Here is a 20,477-nt window from a genome sequence, read left to right as displayed (position 1 = left end):
CTTATGAATATTGTCAAACAACTGATCCCGCACCCGTTAAAATATCTTACTGCGACTGAGTTGGCAGAAATAGATCATGAGATCAGCATTATGGAAACTCGTGAAGCTGCTGGTATTGAAGCGTTAAAAATCGTCCAGGCTAATCGTGGCTGGATCAGTGATGATTCCCTGATGGCAATTGCTGCTTATTTGAAGATGTCGAGTGCCGAGCTTGAAGGTGTCGCTACATTTTATAACCTGATATATCGACAACCCGTTGGTAAACATGTGATCCACTTGTGCGATAGCGTCAGTTGTCATCTAACTGGTTATGCCGAAGTGCTGGCAGCGATTAAAGGTTATTTAAATATTGATTATGGCCAAACGACAGACGATGGCCTGTTTACTTTGCTGTCAAATGCCTGTTTAGGGGGCTGTGATAAATCGCCAGTAATGATGATAGGGCAGCAGCATTATCAGCAATTAACTGCCGATACTGCAATCGATATTTTACAGCAATATCAGCAGGGCGTTGAGCAAGTTAATGGAGAGCAACCATGAATGCAATGACTCAACCATTAACGCATTTGGTGAACTTGTCTGAACCGTTAAACTTTCAGCAGTACAGTGCTCAGGGCGGATATGCTGGTGCGCGTAAAGCCCTATGTGAACATAGCCCTGAGGAAGTGCTGGAGATAGTAAAAGCATCAGGATTAAAAGGACGTGGCGGTGCAGGTTTTCCAACTGGAGTGAAGTGGAGCTTTGTTCCTCAATTTGATGCCGGTGATAGCCGAGCTAGAGAGAATAAATACCTTGTTTGTAATGCGGACGAGATGGAACCTGGCACCTTCAAAGACCGGTTGCTGCTTGAAGGTGTGCCGCATCAGTTGATTGAGGCGATGATCATCGCCGCTTATACCATAGGAGCGAACAAGGCCTATATCTTTTTACGTGGTGAATATCACCTTGCAGCCAAACGGTTGCAAAGTGCGATTAATGAAGCTTATCAGGCCGGTTGGCTTGGCGAAAATATTCAACAGCAAGGTTATCAGTTGGATTTGTACTTACACACTAGTGCTGGCCGCTACATTTGTGGTGAAGAAACGGCGTTGATTAATGCGCTTGAAGGTAAGCGGGCAAATCCGAGAGCAAAACCACCATTTCCTCAAGTTGCTGGCCTATTCGGTAAACCGACGATTGTTAACAATGTCGAAACGTTAAGTAACCTTCCTCACATTTTAAAACATGGCATTAACTGGTTTCAGGAAATTTCACCTGATAGTGATGCTGGCAGCAAAATTTATGGTGCTTGCGGTCGGGTTAAAACTCCTGGTCTTTGGGAGTTGCCGATGGGAGTGACTATAGGACAGGTACTTAATGAACATGCCGGTGGTTTATGTGATGGCCTTAAATTAAAAGGGCTGCTACCAGGCGGCGCATCGACAGATTTTCTTTTGCCAGAGCACTTAGATACACCGATGGATTATGACTCAATTGCTAAAGTTGGCAGCCGGCTTGGTACTGCTGGATTAATCGTGCTCGATGATAAAAATTGTCCTGTTGCCATGGTGCTAAATTTATTGCAATTTTTTGCGCAGGAATCTTGTGGTTGGTGTACACCGTGTCGAGATGGTACGCCCTGGGCGGTAGAAATCTTAACTCGCATCGAGCAAGGAAAAGGCACGCTCAATGATATTGATGAGCTATTAAAGCTTTGTGATTTTATGTGGATAGGAAAAACCCATTGTGCACTTGCCCCCGGGGCGGTAGAGCCACTTAGAAGTGCCCTAAAATACTTTAATGATGACTTTGTTGAGCATATCGAGAAGCACTGTTGTCCTTATCATGGGGGGCATTAACATGGTGGAAAAAGAAAATAATAAAGTCACTATCTATATCGATGATCAGCCATATCAAGTGGCAAGCGATAATAATTTACTCGCAGGCGTTTTATCGCAAAAACTTAATTTACCTTATTTTTGCTGGCATCCTTCTATGGGCTCGGTTGGTGCCTGCCGCCAATGTGCAGTGACGCAATATCAGGATGAAAATGATCAGCGGGGACGATTAGTGATGGCCTGCACTACTCCTGTAACTGAAGGGATGCGCATTGGCTTAACTGATAAATCTGCGGTTGAATTTAGAGAGCAGGTGATTGCGGCGATGATGACAAATCACCCTCATGATTGTCCGGTTTGTGCTGAAGGTGGTGAGTGTCATCTGCAAGATATGACGGTAATGACAGGGCATACGCAGCGTCAATATCAGGGAGAGAAGAGAACCTTTACTAACCAGTATCTCGGGGAATTTATAGGTCACGAAATGAATCGTTGCATTACTTGTTATCGCTGTGTCCGTTATTACAAGGATTATGCCGGCGGTGATGATTTTGATGTCTTTGGGTCAAAAAACCAGGTCTACTTTGGCCGGCAGCAAGACGGGCAACTGGAGAGTGAGTTTAGTGGCAACTTAGTGGAAGTGTGCCCAACCGGGGTTTTTACTAACAAGTTATTTTCTGCCCATTACACTCGAAAATGGGATTTGCAGTCAGCTCCTTCTGTGTGCGCTCATTGTACTGTTGGTTGCAATACTAGTGTTGGTGAGCGCTATGGTAGTGTTCGGCGGGTGATGAATCGTTATAACCAGCAGATTAACGGTTATTTTCTCTGTGACCGCGGGCGCTTTGGTATAGGTTTTGTTAATAGTGAGTATCGGCTCAAATCTGTAAAAGGCATTGCTCAACATGCACCTGATAAGTTAACTAAGTTAGATGTCAGTAAAGCATTAGTGCATTTTAAAAATAAACGTTTCTTAGGTATTGGCTCTGCCCGAGCGAGTTATGAAGCTAATTATCTATTGAAGCAGTTAGTGGGCAACGACAGGTTTTCACTCGGACTTAGCAAAACTCAAATGCAGCTTGCCGCGCTACACCATCAGTACCTTGCAAAAAATAACCCTGTCAGTATTGCAGAGATAGAACAAAGTGATTTTGTGCTAATTGTTGATGAAGACATAACACAAACAGCACCAAGAATGGCATTAGCTGTGCGCCAGGCATTGCGTAATATCAGCGTTGATAAAGCCGCTAGGTTAGGTGTGCCGAGCTGGCAAGATAGTGCAGTCAGGACTATCGGAGGTAAGCAACTATCACCACTATACCTGTTGCAACGTCAGGACACTAAGCTTGACAGTGTTGCACAGCAAGTATTATTGCAATCGAGTCAATGCACCATTGAATTGTTAATCTTGATGGCAGAGTTGGTTAAAGGTCATACACCATTAACTGAATTAACCTATGAAAACGAAGGGGTATCATCGTTATTAAATAAGTTGGTGCAAGCGAAAAAACCGTTAATTATTGGCGGTTGGAATAGTGGTTCTGCTCAACTGTTTGCTGCTGTTTTAGCTTTTATTGACGCATTAACTGAGGCCGATATTCCCGTGCGCAGTGTGATGGTAGCGCCACAGGCAAATTCCGTTGGACTGTTATCGTTGTTGGATGAACAGTCTTTACCCGTTGAAACTGTACTTGAGCAGCTGAAAGAGGGCAGCAAGGAAACGTTTGATGGGGTGATCTTTTTGGAGCAGGAGTTATCTCAGTTTTCTACAGAACAACTCATTAGCCTGCAACGACAAGACCTTACCATAATTGCTTTAGATCATAGTGAAAATCAAATAACGGAAATTGCCGATATTGTCTTGCCAGTAGCACCTGTTACGGAAAGCGATGGTCACTTTGTTAACTATCAAGGTGTTATCCAAAGCTTTTATCAAGTACATCCAAGTGTGTTACCGGTTCAAGAAAGCTGGCGCTGGTTAGGGATAATGGCAGAGTCGCTATTTAATACTCACCCACTGGCAAATGAAGCACAGTCGTTAGCCGCATTACACCAAATGTTTCGACAACATGATAACAACTGGCCTGTTTCACTAGCTGATAATGAGCAGGCGATTGCCAGAGAAAGTCACCGGGTCAGTGGTCGCACGGCAAAAATGGCCAATATTAGTGTTCATGAAACAAAAGCAACACAGTCATCGGATAGTTATAGATTTTCCATGGAAGGGACTAAAGCTAAGCATGGCGATAGTATGCCGTATACCTGGGCACCCGGCTGGAACTCTAATCAGGCTATTACTCAATATCAGCAACAGGTGGCAGGCCCATTACTGAATCAGGGGCAGCAACAAGTACTGAATTTTAGTTTGAACCCTGCCTTACTTGCTCAGTTTTATTATCGAGAACAAATATCTGATGAAGCGAGTGAATTTTCAAGCTTTGCCTTGAAAACTACTTGGTATCAAGGGGAATGGCAAGCGAGCTTAACGCCTGAATTTAAGCTACTTGAGCAATATAATCAGTTGGTTATTTCTAATGAAATGGCGGTTACGCAAGGCTGGCAGCAAGGACAGTGGTTAGCTGTTAATTGTACCTTGGATAATTCACCTGATCCTGTACAAGTGATCGCTGTGCTTGATATCGATGAGCGTTTAGTTGGTGACTTAACTTATGGCCAGTTTAACGAGTTAGTCAATCAGCCTGTCAGTCAGGTGACAATTGGCGAAGCATCTGAGCAGCAGGTTAAAGATTATCAAACTGAGTTTGAGCAAAAACACACGGAGGCAAAAGTTAGCCAAAGTACAATGCTAGCTCAGTTGAAGCAACAAGATCAGTATATTCCGATTCGATTAGTGAGCGGAGGGTTGGATGATGTCTGATATAATTTGGAAGCTGATTGAAATCACCATCATTATTTCATTGTTGATCCCTATTGCAGCGATGTTAGTTTGGGTTGAGCGACGACTGATAGGAATTTGGCAGGACAGGTTAGGACCTAATCGTGTTGGTCCTTTCGGTGTGCTGCAGTCGCTGGCTGATCTATTGAAAATTTTAGGTAAAGAAGATTGGATCCCACCATTTAGTGAACGATTAGTGTTTACCATCGCACCGGTGATCGGAGCCATGTGTGTGTTAATGAGCTTTGCTGTTATTCCTTTTGCACCAAGTATTGGGGTGGTCGATTTAAATATTGGCTTACTATTCTTTCTGGCGATGGCTTCTCTGGCGGTATATTCAGTAGTTCTGGCGGGCTGGGCGTCTAATTCAAAATATGCATTGTTAGGTGGCATGCGGGCAGCAGCACAAACGGTGAGTTATGAAGTTTTTATGGGACTTTCTGTCATGGGAGTGGTGATGCTAAGCGGTAGCTTTAATTTGCGTGAGATTGTCTTAGCTCAAACGGACGGTTGGTTTATCAGTACTCAATTTATCGGTTTTGTGATTTTTCTAATTGCCGGCATCGCAGAAAGTCATCGGTTGCCATTTGACCTGCCGGAAGCGGAAACGGAATTAACCGCAGGTTATCACACCGAGTATTCTGGGTTGAAATTTGCTTTGTTCTTTCTTGGCGAGTATTTAGGGGTGACGCTGATTTCTGCGATGTCAGTAGTGCTGTTTTTTGGTGGTTGGTTGATGCCAGAGCCTTTCTCTTTATGGCTACCCCCACTTGTTTGGTTTATTGCCAAAGTGATGTTTTTCGTGGTGTTTTTTATCTTACTACGCACTTCCTTACCTCGGCCAAGGTTTGATCAATTGTTAGCGTTTGGCTGGCAGGTGATGTTGCCGCTGGCATTGTTAAATTTAGTGGTAACTGCTGCTTTGAAATTATCGGGAGGGTTGTAATGCTTAGTCAATTGCGCACCATCTGGTTAGTACTTAAACATACATTTACCAAAGCAGATACCGTTGAATATCCCGAGCAAAAGCCTTATTTGGCGCCAAGATATCGTGGCCGCATTGTGCTAACACGGGAGCCTGATGGACAGGAACGCTGCGTTGCTTGTAACTTGTGTGCTGTGGCGTGTCCGGTGGATTGCATTGCACTGCAGCAAACTATTGACGATGATGGCCGCAAACGCGCAGAGTTTTTCCGCATTAATTTTTCCCGTTGTATTTTATGTGGCTTTTGTGAAGAAGCTTGTCCAACTTATGCGATTCAGTTAACGCCAGATGTAGAACTTGCTGAGTATGATCGACAAAATTTGGTTTATGAAAAAGAGCACTTATTGATTAATGGTGTGGGAAAATACCCGGATTACAGTTTTTATCAGCAGTCAGGCATTGCAATAAAGGATAAAGGCAAAGGCCAAGGGGCACAGGAGAAGCCGCCGATAGATATTAAGGGGTTGATGCCGTGATCATGCATTTATCTGCACTTGAAATATTATTTTACTTGGCGGGACTGATTGCCATTGTTGCCAGTATTAAAGTAGTCACTCATAAAAATACCGTACATGCCTTGCTATATCTGGTGGTGTCAATGTTGGCGGTGGCAATTTGTTTTTATTTGATGGGGGCGCCATTTGCTGCCGGACTTGAAGTGATTGTATATGCCGGGGCGATATTAGTGTTATTTGTTTTTGCGATTATGCTATTCGATTTAAAGCAAGATGAAACTCTATATGCGCCACGAAATAAAGGGGGATCTGTTTGGTTTGGTCCGTGTTTACTGGCGATTATCTTGTTGATAGAAATTCTTATTTCTATCGATAACAGTGATATTCAGCAGCGACTTAGTGCCACAGTGGTCGATTCTAAGCAAGTCGGCATTTTGTTATATGGCCCTTATCTATTGGCTGTTGAAATTGCGTCATTTTTGCTATTGGCGGGTTTAGTTGCCGGTTACCACTATGCTAAACCCGATAGCCAGGGAGGACACCTATGAGCACTATTCCGTTAACTCATGCCTTAATTTTGGCAAGTATTCTGTTTGTCATCGGCTTTATTGGTGTCGTGGTACGCAAAAATACCCTGTTTATGTTAATGAGTCTGGAAGTGATGCTTAATGCGGTTGGCGTTGCTTTTATTGGCGCGGGCAGTGTCTGGCAAACGGCTGATGGCCAAGTGATGTTTATTTTGATTTTAACTTTGGCGGCCTCGGAAGTCGCTGTTGGTTTGGCACTGCTTATCCGAATGCAGCATACCTTTAAATCACTAAATATTGACTTTCTCAGTCGATTAAAAGGATAGGGGGAGATTATGTTGCTGGCATTGCTACCTGTTTATCCCTTGATCAGTTTTTTGCTTCTGATCACGCTAGGAAAAAGGCTTTCTTGGTTACCCATTTTTATTTTAAGTGTTGGTTCATTGTTGTTATGTGCACTCTCTAGTTTGTTTTTGAGTTATAGCCTAGCAAATACCGAGCAAGGGGTATTGATAGTGAGATTGTGGCGCTGGTTTAGCTTGAGTCATGATAGCGGCATAGCACACGTGAACTTTTCTTTTTACTTGGATGGACTTTCAGCGGTCATGATTTCAGTCGTTTCTGGTGTTGGCTTTTTGATCCATCTGTTTGCCAGTATCTATATGAAAGATGATGAAAATTTCAGCCGTTTTATGGCGTATATGAATTTATTTATCGTTTCCATGCTGATCTTGGTACTCGCCGATAACCTGGTGTTACTGTATCTAGGTTGGGAAGGCGTTGGCCTTTGTAGTTTCTTATTGATCGGCTTCTGGTATCAACAGCCAGATAATGTACTGGCAGCGCGTAAGGCATTTATTGTCACTCGTATTGGTGATACCGCGATGGCAATTGGTTTATTTTTGCTATTCAAGCAATTAGGTAGCGTTAACATCAATGAAGTGAGTGAGCTGGCCTCCAATCAGTGGGCTGTTGGGAGTGAATATGCTTATTGGATTTGTCTGCTATTACTTGGTGGTGCGGTGGGAAAATCAGCGCAATTACCGCTTCAAACCTGGTTACCTGATGCGATGGCTGGGCCTACGCCTGTTAGTGCACTGATCCATGCTGCGACTATGGTGACTGCTGGAGTCTATTTAATCGCTCGGATGAATAGCCTGTTCTTATTGTCACCAGAGATGATGCATTATGTTGCCTGGGTTGGCGCTGCCACATTATTACTGGCCGGAATCGCTGCTTTGGTTCAAACGGATATTAAGCGAGTGTTGGCTTATTCTACCATGAGTCAAATCGGTTACATGATGCTAGCATTAGGTGCTGGAGCTTGGTCAGCTGGGATTTTTCATTTGATGACGCATGCGTTTTTTAAAGCGTTATTATTTTTAACTGCAGGTGCGGTGATTTACGCGCTTCATCATCAGCAAAATATTTTTAAAATGGGTGGTTTGATAAAAAAACTACCGCTAGAAACGGCGTTATTTGTTATCGGTTTAGTTTGTTTAATGGCGTTACCTGGCACTTCAGGCTTTTTCTCTAAGGAAGCGATAATAGCGCAGCTTTGGGCGTCATCTACCGCAGGCCCTACTTTGTGGTGGTGTGCAATTGTTGGGGCATTGCTAACCAGTATTTATAGTTGCCGGTTATTTTTTCTCGCGTTTTTAGGGAAGGCACGTTTTAACGAAACAGTGACGCAATCAAATAGCGTGTTGCTTAAAACAGCTTTGCTTGCGTTAGCATTTTTATCATTAATTGGTGGGCTGTTAGCGCCTGATTTAGAAATATTATTTGAACACGCATTAGTGCCATTAGCACACTCTTCTCCTGAGTGGTTACATACGGTGGCGATAGCGACGCCATTTGTTGGTATCGTTTTTTCTTGGGTGTATTTTAAAGCATATCGCCTCGGTGAGGCTAATGATATTGCACGCGCCGAGATGGAGCTAAACACCAGTTTAGTACAACGTTTTTGTCGGGCGGGTCTTGGTTTTGATTTTATCTATTCATTATTTGTCGTAAAACCTTTTGTTGCTTTAGCGCAATTAAACCGTCGTGACATTATCGATCAGTTGTTAATGAGCCTTTCATGGTATGTCGGCTTATGGCGCGATGTGCTGGTTTATAGTCAAAATGGCTTGTTACGTTGGTATGCAGCTGCCTTTGTCTTTGGTTTGGTATTGTTACTTGGGGGCTGGTTGCTATGATCATTTCCTTGTTAATGATTGGGTTAGTGCTCGGCGGTGGTTTTTCCTGGTTTATGGAAGAGAAACGGGCCGAGAGTGGCAAGCTGATCTGCTTGCTTTTTATCTTGCTATTTATGGCTGCATTTATCATTTATTTAATGACTAGTCCGTTAAATTTTGCTCAATTACAAATAACTGCTGATCTTGCCTGGATCGATGTTTTTAACGTCCGCTATCGACTAGCACTAGATCACTTAAGTAACTTGTTGCTGATTTTAACGTTTATGTTATCGATTATTGCGGTGTTGATTTCATGGCGGGAAATTACCTATCGTCGAGGTTTCTATTATTTTAACCTGATGCTCACTATTGCAGGTATTGTCGGGGTATTCACCGCGGTGGATATGCTGTTGTTCTTCTTTTTCTGGGAAGTGATGTTGCTGCCGATGACGGCATTGATTGCAATTTGGGGGCACGAAAATCGACGTTTTGCGGCAATTAAGTTTTTTATTTTTACCCAAGTTAGTAGTTTGCTGATGCTGATTGCCATTATTTTGATGGCGTATTTGCATCAACAGCAAACAGGCACATTAAGTTTTGCTTATCAAGATTGGCTAGCATTAGAACTGCCACCAGAATTAGCCACTTATATGATGTTGGGGTTTTTTATCGCCTTTGCGGTTAAATTACCATCATTTCCGGTACATAGCTGGTTACCGGATGCCCACACTCAAGCACCGACAGCGGGCAGTGTTTTATTGGCTGGAGTATTACTTAAAACAGGCGCTTATGGCCTGATCCGTTTTGTTATTTTGTTATTTCCTGATGCTAGTCAAAATTTTGCTCCCATCGCTGCTCTGTTAGCTTTAGCCAGTATTTTATATGGTGCAAAAATGGCGTTTGCTCAAAGTGACTTTAAGCGTTTAGTGGCATACAGCAGTATTAGCCATATGGGATTTGTGATGCTGGCGTTGTTCTCATTTAATGCGAATGCTTATCAAGGAGCGGTGATCACAATTGTTGCGCATGGCTTAAGCAGTGCAGCCTTGTTTTCCTTTGCTGGTATGCTTTATATGCGTATTCGTTCAAGAGACTTAGCAAAAATGGGGGGGTTTTGGCATTCTGCCCCAGTAATGGGAGGTTATACGCTTGCCTTTGCTGCTGCAGCCTTTGGTTTACCTGGACTGGCGAATTTTATTGGTGAGTTTTTTAGTTTGATTGGGGCATTTCAGCGTTTTCCATTGATCACTATTGGCGCTGCACTCGGCATAATCGGCTCAGCGGTTTACGCTATGGTGCTGTTTCAATCCAGTTTTCATGGACCAATTAAGCAAGGCTTTATTGATCTCTCTATTAGGGAGCGCATTATTGCCGTGAGTTTGCTGGCTGGATTATTGATTATTGGGATATTCCCAAATGTGATTTTACAATTTTCTTTTAATGGAGGCGGTTAATGGATATTGCTACGCTTCTTGCGCTAACGCCTCAGCTGATCATTGCTGCAGGGATAACTTTGGCCTTACTGTTAATTGCTTGGCAGCGAACACAGCGGCTTATCGCTAATTTTTCATTAGTGGTGTTGTTGTTAGCGACGATAGCGACAATGAATAATATTGGTCAAGGGCAACTTGCGGTTACTAGCTTGTTGTATGTTGATGATTACAGTCGTTTTGCATTATTACTGATGTTGCTGTCTGGGATGTTTGTTATCGCCTTAAGTACTCAAGTGTTGGGTAAAGCGGTGGAGGTGCATGATGAATATTATCTGCTGCTGTTGTTAACTATGCTGGGGGCAAGCATATTAGTGGTTAGTGATCACTTTGCCAGCTTGTTTCTAGGATTTGAATTATTAAGTATTTCGCTGGTTGGTTTAGTGGGCTATTTCAGATACCGGGAACATGCAGTAGAAGGGGGCTTTAAATATTTAATTTTAAGTGCCAGTGCCTCAAGCTTTATGCTGTTAGGTATCGCTTTTATCTATGCTTATACTGGAGAGCTAAGTTTCGCTCGCCCAGACAATAGTCATTTGCTTAATACAAATGAATTTTTGCTGCAATTAGGCTTTATTTTATTTTTTGCAGGCATGGCGTTTAAGCTCTCTTTAGTCCCATTTCATTATTGGACACCAGATGTATACCAGAGTGCTGCTACGCCGGTGACCTTATTATTGGCGACTATTTCTAAATGCGCTATTTTCGTAGCACTACTTAAATGTTGCTTTGCCTTTAGTCAGCAGCAAATTATACAAACAACTAACTTGGTTAATGTGTTATCGGTGGTGGCGGTGTTATCTATGATTGCAGGCAATAGTTTAGCGCTGAAGCAGCAATCGATAAAACGAATGCTCGCGTATTCATCGATAGCTCATATGGGCTACTTGCTGATCATTGTGCTGATTAACGTTACACAGCCACAGCAGGCGTTAGCCATGGCATGGCAAAGTACCTTGTTTTATTTAGCTGCATATTTGCTGGCTTGCGTGTCAATATTTACGGTGATCAGCTTTACTGAGCTTAATGAAAATAAGCAAGATATTGAGCTAGCAGACTGGCATGGGCTGTTTTGGCATAAACCACTGTTAGCTGTGCTGGTGATCGTCTCCTTGTTAAGCTTTGCGGGAATTCCGTTAACAGCTGGTTTTATTGGTAAGTTTTATTTGATCAATCTTGCGGCGAATCAGTCGTTGTGGTTATTATTGTCGGCATTAATTATTGGTAGTGGTATTGCGCTGGCGTATTACCTACCCGTAATTTTTGCATTGTTTAATGAGAGAGAGCTTACTACCGTACAACAACCGGTAGAAGCTACTGTCGTTAATCGCACTTTAGTGGGCGTCTACATAGCGACAGCATTAGTGTTGGGGATTTTTCCTGATTTGTTAGGCCAATGGTTGTTAACTTTCTAATAACGTAAATAACAAAAGGTTAGTCAAAAATACTATTTTATTATCCTTACGCTTTTGTCCTAACAGAGAATAACCCCTAACTATCTGATATTATTGTGATATATTGGCTTAATAATTGATTATCAAGAGGCTAATGAGTCAAACTATGATAATAATTATTAAGGATATGCTATGGCATTTAGCCGCTTATTTTTTACTCTCGCTTTTACTTCAATATTATCTGGCTGTATTGTGGTCACAGTACCATCAGCGTCAGCCCGGCTATCGCATCATCAGCAGCAAAAGCTATCACTTGATAGCGAATCGTTAACCTCATTACAGATCAATGCTGGGGCTGGCTCTTTGCTTGTTGTAGGCGTTGAAGAAGCCAAAACTATTCGTGTTATTGCTGATGTCTATAGTTCACAACCTGATTATGATAATGTTGAGTTGGCATTAACGGGTACTGGTGGTTTAACTATTGTTGAAGCTGGTTCAGGCGGCTTAACGATAAAAAATGTTAATGGCGCATTAAATATTGATGATTAGATTATATTACTGTTTTTTTGCTATAGATTAATAGGGGAATATTGCTAATTTCCCCCTTATTTGTGGTTAAAAAAACTAAAGTCATCGGATTAATTTCTTGCTTCTATTTTGAACATCTGTATAATGCGCGCCTCTGTATCAGCTGCTCGGATGTGTCTGATACCTGATAAACTTGTGGGGTTATCCCAATAGACTTGCCCAGCTAGCATCCTTAACTAGCAAATAGAATGTGCCTAAAGTCTTCTTGGCGGTTTCCTCGAAATGTACGCAGGGGTTGTTAGTTTACAACTTGACCTGCCATGAGAAGACAAAATAATTATGTTAAATGTAAACAATGCCGATACCGGCTTTGATGCCCTTGGTTTGCCTGAATTTTTATTAACAGCGGTAAAAAACTTAGGTTTTGATTCTGCAACTCCAATCCAGCAAAAAACCATTCCATCTTTACTTGAAGGATTTGATGTCCTCGGTGAAGCACAAACTGGTACCGGTAAAACAGCTGCTTTTAGTTTGCCAGCATTAACTAAAATTGATGTTTCTGTTAAAAAGCCTCAGTTGATGGTGTTAGCACCGACCCGTGAATTAGCGATTCAGGTGGCAGAAGCAATTGAGTCATTCGCAAAGAATATGAAGGGGTTGCGCGTAGCAACCTTGTACGGCGGACAATCTTACGGACCACAGTTTCAACAATTAGAGCGTGGTGCTCAGGTAATTGTTGGTACGCCTGGCCGTTTAATGGATCACTTACGTCGTAAAAGTTTAAAATTATCAAACTTATCCTTTTGTGTGCTTGATGAAGCAGATGAAATGCTTAATATGGGCTTTTTAGAAGATATTGAGTGGATCCTTGAACATTTGCCTGAATCAACGCAAATGGCGTTATTTTCAGCTACTATGCCAGCTCAAATTCGTAAAGTGGCGAATAGATTCTTAACTGATCCTGTGCATGTAAAAATTGAAGCCGTTAAAAAAGCGAAAGCCAATATTGAACAGTTTGCCTGGAAAGTCAGCGGCATTAATAAGATCACAGCATTAGAGCGTATTGCAGAAACGCTTGAATATGATGCGATGATTATTTTTGTTCGTACCCGAAATGATACCGTTGAAGTAGCTGAAAAACTTGAACGAGCTGGTTACCCAGCGGTTGCATTAAATGGTGATATGAACCAAGCACAACGTGAGCGGACGGTTGATCAAATCAAATCAGGTAAATCTTCTATCTTAGTGGCGACGGATGTGGTTGCTCGTGGTTTAGATATACCACGCATCTCTACCGTGATTAACTATGACTTACCGGGTGATAACGAAGCTTATGTTCATCGTATAGGTCGAACAGGGCGCGCTGGCAGAGAAGGTATTGCGATCTCATTTGTTCGCCCTCGTGAAATGTATTCATTACGCCATTACGAAAGATTAACCTCTGGTGTGGTTAAGCAATACGAACTACCAAGTATTCAAGAAATAGGTAAAGCGCGTATTGAACGTACGCGCCAAGAAATGGCTGCTATTGTTGCTGAAAAAGAGCTCAGTGCCATGCGTGAGATTATTGAAGCAATGGCCAATGAGTCTGAATTATCGATGACTGATTTGGCGGCAGCTTTGTTATATCAAAAACAGTTAAAACAACCATTGCAGCCAAAAGAAGATCCTAAACCTCGTCGTGAAACGCGTGAGCGTAACGATAGAGATGGCCGAGGACGCAATGAAGGGCGTCGTGATGCCCGTGGTGGTGAACGCGGCAATCGCGCGGAACGTGCACCACGCAAAGCTAAAGCGGTGAGAAATGACGTTGATTGGCAAACTTACCGTTTAGAGGTAGGTAAAGAACATGGTGCAAAACCAGGTGATATTGTTGGTGCAATAGCCAATGAAATATCTTTAGATAGCAGCTACATCGGGCAAATCAGTTTGCATGACCGTCATGCTTTAGTGCAATTGCCTAAGGGGATGCCAGATAAATCGTTTAAACAATTGAAACGTGTTCGCGTGCGTCGCCAAGCATTAGAGATTTCGGTATCAGAAGCGCCGATTGTCACTGAACATCGTCCTCGTCGTAATGATCGCCCAAGAAAAGCGAACTAGTTTTGATTGGTTTGATGAAATAATCAGTAGAAAAAGGCGCTATTAGCGCCTTTTTTATTGGCAATTTGTTTGCTGTGGTGGATCTTTATACCCCTTTAAAAAGGGGAACACTAGCATTTAAATTTTTGGTGTAACGATTATTGTACGTGCGTGGTGCAGGCACTATAGGCGCTAACATCGAGTCGAAAAATAATTGCTCAAATTCAACGTACATAATCTTTTACATATGCTAAAAACGCTAGATTTTATCAGCTCTTCCGCTTCATTGCTTAGCCAGTAATAATGGAGTCATTGATGTTGGAGAGAGACAACTATGACTGAAGTAACTAACCCTTTAAAACTTTGTGGTATCGAGTTCACTGAATATGCAACGCCAGATTCAGATTTTATGGAAAAAGCCTTTTATGGTTTTGGCTTTTCAAAAGTGAAAAAGTTTAAAGGTCGTGATATCGATTACTTTAATCAAAATGATATTCATTTTTTATTAAACAATGAACAAAAAGGTTTTTCACGTGAATTTGCTAAAAGCCATGGCCCGGCTATTTGTTCTATGGGTTGGCGCGTTGAAGATGCACAGTTTGCTTTTGAACAAGCAATTGAACGTGGTGCTAAGTCAGCTGAGCATGAAGAAAATAAACTACCATATCCTGCGATTTATGGTATTGGTGACAGCCTAATTTACTTTATCGATAAGTTTGGTGATAAAGGTACGATTTATCAAGATGACTTTGAAGATTTGGCCGAACCTGTAGTGGTTAAAGATAAAGGCTTTAAAGCGGTAGATCATTTAACTAACAATGTTTATCAGGGCACGATGGAACATTGGGCTAACTTTTATAAAAACGTGTTTGGTTTTACTGAAGTACGTTATTTTGATATCAAAGGCGAAAAGTCAGCTTTAGTTTCTTATGCATTACAATCGCCTTGTGGTAAATTTTGTATCCCAATTAACGAAGGTAAAGGCACAAATAATAATCAGATTGATGAATACTTGGAAGAATACAATGGTCCAGGCGTTCAGCATTTAGCCTTTATTACCGATGATTTGGTGGGCTCGTTAGATCAATTAGATAAAGATATTATAGATACACTAAACATTGTTCCTGAGTATTATGATGACGTGTTTAAACGTATTCCTTGGGTAAAAGAAGATCACAAACGTATTCAAGAACATCAAATTTTAGTGGATAGCCAGAAAGAAAATTCTTACTTGCTACAAATTTTCACTAAAAATATCTTTGGGCCTATCTTTATCGAGATGATCCAACGTGTTGATGACCGAGGTTTTGGTGAAGGTAACTTTACTGCTTTGTTCAAATCGATTGAATTAAATCAAATTGAACGTGGTGTGCTGTAAGTTTCACTAACATCAGTTAACAAAAACCGGCGAAATCGCCGGTTTTTTTATGTACAGGATGTACGGTATAACGTGAGCTCATGGATGAGCAGGAGCCTATATGTACAGGATGTACGGTATGTCGAAATTGCAGGAGCATAATTTCGTGTATATATTGTGTCGAGCCTCACTGCGTTCGTGGCGACCTACATCGATGCAGGAGGGCGAAGCAGGATGCTAGAGTCGAGGATAAACGGTCAGTTATTTGCTACAGATAAAACTAAGTACTTACATCCTTGTAAGTAAAGTCGCGAATATATGGAAGTATAAGAGCGCTAATACACCAATTTATCTATCGGTCTAATGCTTCTTTACCTGCTGAGACCTTTAAATCTTTTAAGATACCATCGCCTAGATTGTAAACAAAACCATGTACAGTTAGTTCTTGACCTGATTTCCATGCATTTCTGACAATAGTAGTGTTACAAACGTTAGCCACTTGCTCGATAACATTCAGTTCACAAAGTGTATTAAATTTTTCGCTATGATCTGTGATGGCATCAAGTTTTTCTTTATGGAAGCGATGAACGTCTTCAATGTGGCGAAGCCAGTTATCTATCAGCCCATAACTTTCATTATCCATTGATGCAAGCACACCGCCACAGCCATAATGGCCACAAACGATAATATGTTTGACCTTCAAATAATCGACAGCAAACTGAATGACAGATAAACAGTTAAGGTCGGTATGAATAACCTGATTAGCAATATTACGGTGAACAAATACTTCGCCAGGTAACATGCCTAGTAGTTCATTAGCAGGAACTCGTGAATCAGAACAACCTATCCAGAGATATTCCGGTTTTTGCTGCTCAGCAAGGGTATCAAAAAATGTAGGATCTTCCTGATTGATTTTTTCAGCCCAGGCGCGATTATTTTTAAACAAATATTCAATGTTTGACATAGCTGACTCTTATTTTAAGTTTATTTTTGACATTTTATGTCGATTTGACACCTAATGTAAATCCGACCTCTAAGCAATTCGTTAAATTTCGATTAATTTCTATTACAATAGATAAAAAATCGGTTATTAGGAGAAAGCATGACGATTGCATGCGCAAGGCATATTTTGGTTAAGCAGGAAAAACTGGCGAAAGAGCTGCTTGCTAAACTTGAAAAGGGTGCAGATTTTGGCCAACTGGCAAAGAAGTTTTCTATTTGCCCTTCAGGCAAGAAAGGTGGAGATTTAGGTGAATTTAAACGTGGTCAGATGGTAAAAGCGTTCGATGACGTGGTGTTTAAGAAAGAAGTGTTAAAAGTGCATGGCCCAATAAAAACCAAATTTGGTTATCATCTGATTCAAACCATTTATCGAAACTAGTTATCATCGTTTTTCATTTAGTGGTTTGAATTAATTTATAAAGCGTAATGTAAGTAAAAAGGCCAGCAATTTAAATTGCCGGCCTTTGAATTGTCCAGAGAGTTACTTCGTTAAATTGCTTAGAAGCGAGCTTCTAGACCGAAACGAACGTAACGTGGTGTTTGCCATGAGTATGCAGCACCGTACCATTGGTTCACACTACCTTCAGAACCCGCTTCATAATGTTCGTTTAATGAAGTTGCTTGCTGACTGTTCAAGATGTTGAATACGTCAACAGAAGCTCTCATGTCAATACCTGATACTTCAAACATATAGCTTGCAGACAGGTCAACATTGAATGTCCAAGACGTTCTGCCTGCTGTACCACGTGGATGCTTAGTATAGTTCTTGTTCTCGTTCAAACATACATCATCACCGTTTTCGTCTGTTGTTAAGTCACAGCCGTGATAAGTGTAGAAGAAGTCACCCCAACCACCGAACAGGTTAGGATCGTCACTTGGGTGACCTTGACCGTAGATAGACAGTGGACGACCACTTGATAACGTTGCATTGATACCAAATGTTAAGTCATCATTGTAGTCATAGCTACCGAAGAACTTGAATACGTGACGACGGTCGTTTGCTTGATAACCATCAGCACCATCCATTAATGCCGCAAAGTCAAAGTCTTGTGTTAGACCCGCATCCGCTTGACCGATATCAGACTTAACCGCACCTTCGAAGTTACCTGTACTGCGTGACCAAGTATAAGTGAAATCAAAACGGAAGTTGTCTTGGTTATACTTAGCACCTAATTGCCATGCCAGATAATCGTTCTTCGCTTCTGGTAAGCCAATTTCTGCTTTCGTATGCTTACGTAATGAGCCTGGATCTGCATGACCATCAGATGTATTACCACCTGCATCACCCCAAGCTGAACCATCCCAGTACAAGCCATCTTTGTACCAGCTTGATGCTTCACCTGGGTTCAACATGACACAGTGTGGGTAAGCCCACTTACCACAGTAATCATCTAACGCCGTTAAGATAGTACGGTAAGTACCACGGATTGAAATTGATAAGTTATCATTAATCGCCTGATCATAACCTAAGATAAGCTCTTGCTTAGAAAACGGATCTGCTTCTTTCGCTTGGAACACTTCTCTATCAGGTGCTACCGCTATGCTACTAACAGCTGTTGACGAAGTGATGTCACCGGTAATTGGTGAAATGTTTAATGGGTTACCGGTTGCAGGATCAATACCATCAAACGTATAGTAAGCCGTTGTATCACTGATACCAGAACCGACACGGTAGATAGTGTTGTTTGCCATTGGCAAGTAGTAGTGACCGAAAGTACCATAAAGTTTCGATTCACCATCACCGTTTACGTCCCAGCTGAAACCTAAACGTGGTGCGATATCTGTTTTAAACGACGTTAATAGACCACCACCAACAGCGTAAGCGTCAAACTCATCGATACGACCACCGATTGATAACAATAAGTTATCAGTGATTTGCCAGTTATCTTCGATATAGTAAGCTTTCAGGTCTGAATAGAATGATCCACCACCGATAAAGATACGGTCAGAAACATAATCATGGGCTGCGCCCGTATTATTAGCATAATTAATGCCATCACCAGTTAAGTCAGCATTGGCTTCAAGTGTGTTGTAAGTCCATGAATGATCACCGGCCATTCTATCAATTTTATTGGTAGACTTACGTTTTTGATAATCGTAGCCAGCAGAAATAGTGTGATCACCTAACTGGTATTCGATATCAATACGTGTTTGATTGTTCTTGTCGAAGTTTTGGCCGATACGACCACCTGAGCCACAAGGCAATGCCGGATTACTTGTACTACGCTCATCAACTACTTGTGGACAATCTTGGTTCGCAATGTTTGTGGTATATTCAGTGCGAATTTCACCTGTCATCGCACTAACGTTCAGATCGTCTGTGATATAACCTGTGTAGCTGATGCTCCACGCTTTACCACCACGGTCGCGGATTTCGGTATCGATAAGATCTTTACCCACTTTACCCGTTTGACCATCAAAACGGTAGATTTTTTCTTCCGCGGTGTTTTCATCTGAATAAGCAAAATAGCTTAAACGGTGATCTTCGCTAATATCCCAGTCAATTTTACCACCCCAGAATAAATTATCTGAGCCAGAAGACTCACGTTCACGAAATTCTGTCACACCAGTTGTTTCATTACTGTTACCAACGAATTGAGTGTAACTTCTCTCTGTATCTCTTGGGTTAACTAATGCGTAGATAAATAACGTATCTTCGATGATAGGGCCAGCAGCAGAAAGCGTGAACTCTGAACTACCATTTACATCAGAACGGGTATCACGGAAAATACGACCTGTACCGCCATTTGCGCGAGAAACGGAACCTTCTTCTCTTAAGCTGTCAGGGTTGAAAGTAGCGGTTGCTGCAAATTCCCAATCGTTAGTACCACTTTTGGTGTTTGAGTTGATAATACCACCAGTTGCACGACCAAACTTAGCAGAATAACCACCCGTTTTTACTTGGAATTCGTTATAGAATTCAAACGGTACAGAACCACAACCTAAACCCTGACGAGTGTTAGTTACTTCTAAACCGTTAATGTAACATGAATTTTCTGATACAGATGAACCACCGAAGGAAGCAAAACCAACACCCGCACCGGCGAATTTGTTATCACCTAACACAACACCTGGTGCTAATAATGCAACAGAGGTTAAGTTACGAGCAACTGGCATTCTATCGATATCACCTTCACCGATAGTTAAACCTGAATCCATAGAAGATACATCAACCATAGAAACACGTGAACCAGTAACACTGATAACTTCTACTGAAGACTCAACGCTAAAATCAGCGTTCGTGTTATTACCTAAAGAAACACGAATCGTTTCTTTGGCTAAAACCGTATCACCTTTAGAAACGGTTACTTCATATGAGCCTGTAGGAAGTTTAGCAAGACGGTAAGAACCATCTGCGTTCACGTCTACAGTACGAGTAGTATTTGTTGCTTTGTTAACAGCTTTCACTGTAACGCCAGTGATAGTGCCGTCTGTTACAACAACATTACCTTTAATATCTTCTGCGTAAGCTGAAGACATGCCAATAACCGTAGAAATAGCAGCTGCGGTTAATGAGCGCTTGAAAACTTTCAAATAACTAGTATTAGAACTTTTCATTATTTACTCCCTGATGTCACCTGAGTGACTTTGGTGTTAATTATTATTTTGCCTACAAAACACTTTTTGTAAGTGGTCTTGTAAGTTTTTATATTTGTTTTATGACTGATATCACTAGTCAGCCTGCATACTACGCCTAAATTTCTTTTCTATTCAACTGGATGCAACTGAAAACTAACAGTTTTGTAACAATATGAAATATATTT

Annotated in this window: 16 protein-coding genes; 14 read left to right on the top strand and 2 right to left on the bottom strand. The window is 41.6% G+C overall.

Annotated features, from left to right (window positions below; all coding sequences use genetic code 11):
- The first annotated feature begins 3 nt into the window (after positions 1-3).
- From nuoE to hppD, 13 genes are all read left to right on the top strand, one after another.
- On the top strand, positions 4-540 hold the full coding sequence (gene nuoE, locus QQK06_RS04270) for an NADH-quinone oxidoreductase subunit NuoE (RefSeq protein ID WP_284243370.1): 537 nt from the start codon (positions 4-6) through the stop codon (positions 538-540).
- Positions 537-1,838: an NADH-quinone oxidoreductase subunit NuoF gene (gene nuoF, locus QQK06_RS04265; RefSeq protein WP_284243369.1), complete on the top strand. Its 1,302-nt coding sequence runs from the start codon at positions 537-539 to the stop codon at positions 1,836-1,838. The genes nuoE and nuoF overlap by 4 nt, the downstream gene beginning before the upstream one ends.
- The gene (gene nuoG, locus QQK06_RS04260) at positions 1,780-4,695 is read left to right on the top strand and encodes an NADH-quinone oxidoreductase subunit NuoG (protein WP_284243368.1); all 2,916 of its coding nucleotides are present in this window, start codon (positions 1,780-1,782) and stop codon (positions 4,693-4,695) included. The genes nuoF and nuoG overlap by 59 nt, the downstream gene beginning before the upstream one ends.
- Entirely contained in the window at positions 4,685-5,659 is a 975-nt protein-coding gene (gene nuoH / locus QQK06_RS04255) for an NADH-quinone oxidoreductase subunit NuoH (RefSeq protein WP_431313633.1), read from the top strand. Before nuoG ends, nuoH begins: the two co-directional genes overlap by 11 nt.
- Positions 5,659-6,174: an NADH-quinone oxidoreductase subunit NuoI gene (gene nuoI, locus QQK06_RS04250; protein WP_348541174.1), complete on the top strand. Its 516-nt coding sequence runs from the start codon at positions 5,659-5,661 to the stop codon at positions 6,172-6,174. The genes nuoH and nuoI overlap by 1 nt, the downstream gene beginning before the upstream one ends.
- Positions 6,175-6,176: 2 nt before the next feature.
- The gene (gene nuoJ / locus QQK06_RS04245) at positions 6,177-6,701 is read left to right on the top strand and encodes an NADH-quinone oxidoreductase subunit J (RefSeq protein ID WP_284246568.1); all 525 of its coding nucleotides are present in this window, start codon (positions 6,177-6,179) and stop codon (positions 6,699-6,701) included.
- A complete protein-coding gene (gene nuoK / locus QQK06_RS04240) occupies positions 6,698-7,006 on the top strand; it encodes an NADH-quinone oxidoreductase subunit NuoK (RefSeq protein WP_284243367.1) in 309 nt (102 codons plus the stop codon). The genes nuoJ and nuoK overlap by 4 nt, the downstream gene beginning before the upstream one ends.
- A gap of 9 nt (positions 7,007-7,015) precedes the next feature.
- Positions 7,016-8,881, top strand: coding sequence for an NADH-quinone oxidoreductase subunit L (nuoL, locus tag QQK06_RS04235; protein ID WP_284243366.1), 1,866 nt, complete (start codon positions 7,016-7,018; stop codon positions 8,879-8,881).
- The gene (locus QQK06_RS04230; RefSeq protein WP_284243365.1) at positions 8,878-10,314 is read left to right on the top strand and encodes a complex I subunit 4 family protein; all 1,437 of its coding nucleotides are present in this window, start codon (positions 8,878-8,880) and stop codon (positions 10,312-10,314) included. The genes nuoL and QQK06_RS04230 overlap by 4 nt, the downstream gene beginning before the upstream one ends.
- A complete protein-coding gene (locus QQK06_RS04225) occupies positions 10,314-11,765 on the top strand; it encodes an NADH-quinone oxidoreductase subunit N (RefSeq protein ID WP_284243364.1) in 1,452 nt (483 codons plus the stop codon). Before QQK06_RS04230 ends, QQK06_RS04225 begins: the two co-directional genes overlap by 1 nt.
- A 171-nt stretch (positions 11,766-11,936) precedes the next feature.
- On the top strand, positions 11,937-12,293 hold the full coding sequence (locus QQK06_RS04220; RefSeq protein WP_284243363.1) for a hypothetical protein: 357 nt from the start codon (positions 11,937-11,939) through the stop codon (positions 12,291-12,293).
- Between the two features lie 318 nt (positions 12,294-12,611).
- On the top strand, positions 12,612-14,375 hold the full coding sequence (locus QQK06_RS04215) for a DEAD/DEAH box helicase (protein ID WP_284243362.1): 1,764 nt from the start codon (positions 12,612-12,614) through the stop codon (positions 14,373-14,375).
- A gap of 313 nt (positions 14,376-14,688) precedes the next feature.
- Positions 14,689-15,732 carry a 4-hydroxyphenylpyruvate dioxygenase gene (gene hppD, locus QQK06_RS04210; protein WP_284243360.1) on the top strand — a complete coding sequence of 348 codons (1,044 nt, stop codon included), beginning with the start codon at positions 14,689-14,691 and terminating at the stop codon, positions 15,730-15,732.
- 331 nt (positions 15,733-16,063) lie between these two features.
- On the opposite strand, the gene can is transcribed toward hppD, so the two are convergent.
- The gene (gene can / locus QQK06_RS04205) at positions 16,064-16,675 is read right to left on the bottom strand and encodes a carbonate dehydratase (RefSeq protein ID WP_284243359.1); all 612 of its coding nucleotides are present in this window, start codon (positions 16,673-16,675) and stop codon (positions 16,064-16,066) included.
- 138 nt (positions 16,676-16,813) lie between these two features.
- Here can and ppiC point away from each other — a divergent pair, with 138 nt between their 5' ends.
- Positions 16,814-17,092 (top strand): peptidylprolyl isomerase PpiC, encoded by a 279-nt coding sequence (gene ppiC, locus QQK06_RS04200; RefSeq protein ID WP_284243358.1) that lies wholly within the window; start codon positions 16,814-16,816, stop codon positions 17,090-17,092.
- A 119-nt stretch (positions 17,093-17,211) separates the two neighbouring features.
- Here ppiC and QQK06_RS04195 read toward each other — a convergent pair whose 3' ends face one another.
- On the bottom strand, positions 17,212-20,271 hold the full coding sequence (locus tag QQK06_RS04195) for a carboxypeptidase regulatory-like domain-containing protein (RefSeq protein WP_284243357.1): 3,060 nt from the start codon (positions 20,269-20,271) through the stop codon (positions 17,212-17,214).
- Positions 20,272-20,477: the final 206 nt, after the last annotated feature.

The sequence above is a fragment of the Thalassotalea insulae genome, from assembly GCF_030161395.1.
Lineage (GTDB): Bacteria > Pseudomonadota > Gammaproteobacteria > Enterobacterales > Alteromonadaceae > Thalassotalea_E > Thalassotalea_E insulae.
This window is presented reverse-complemented; position numbering and strand designations above follow the sequence as displayed.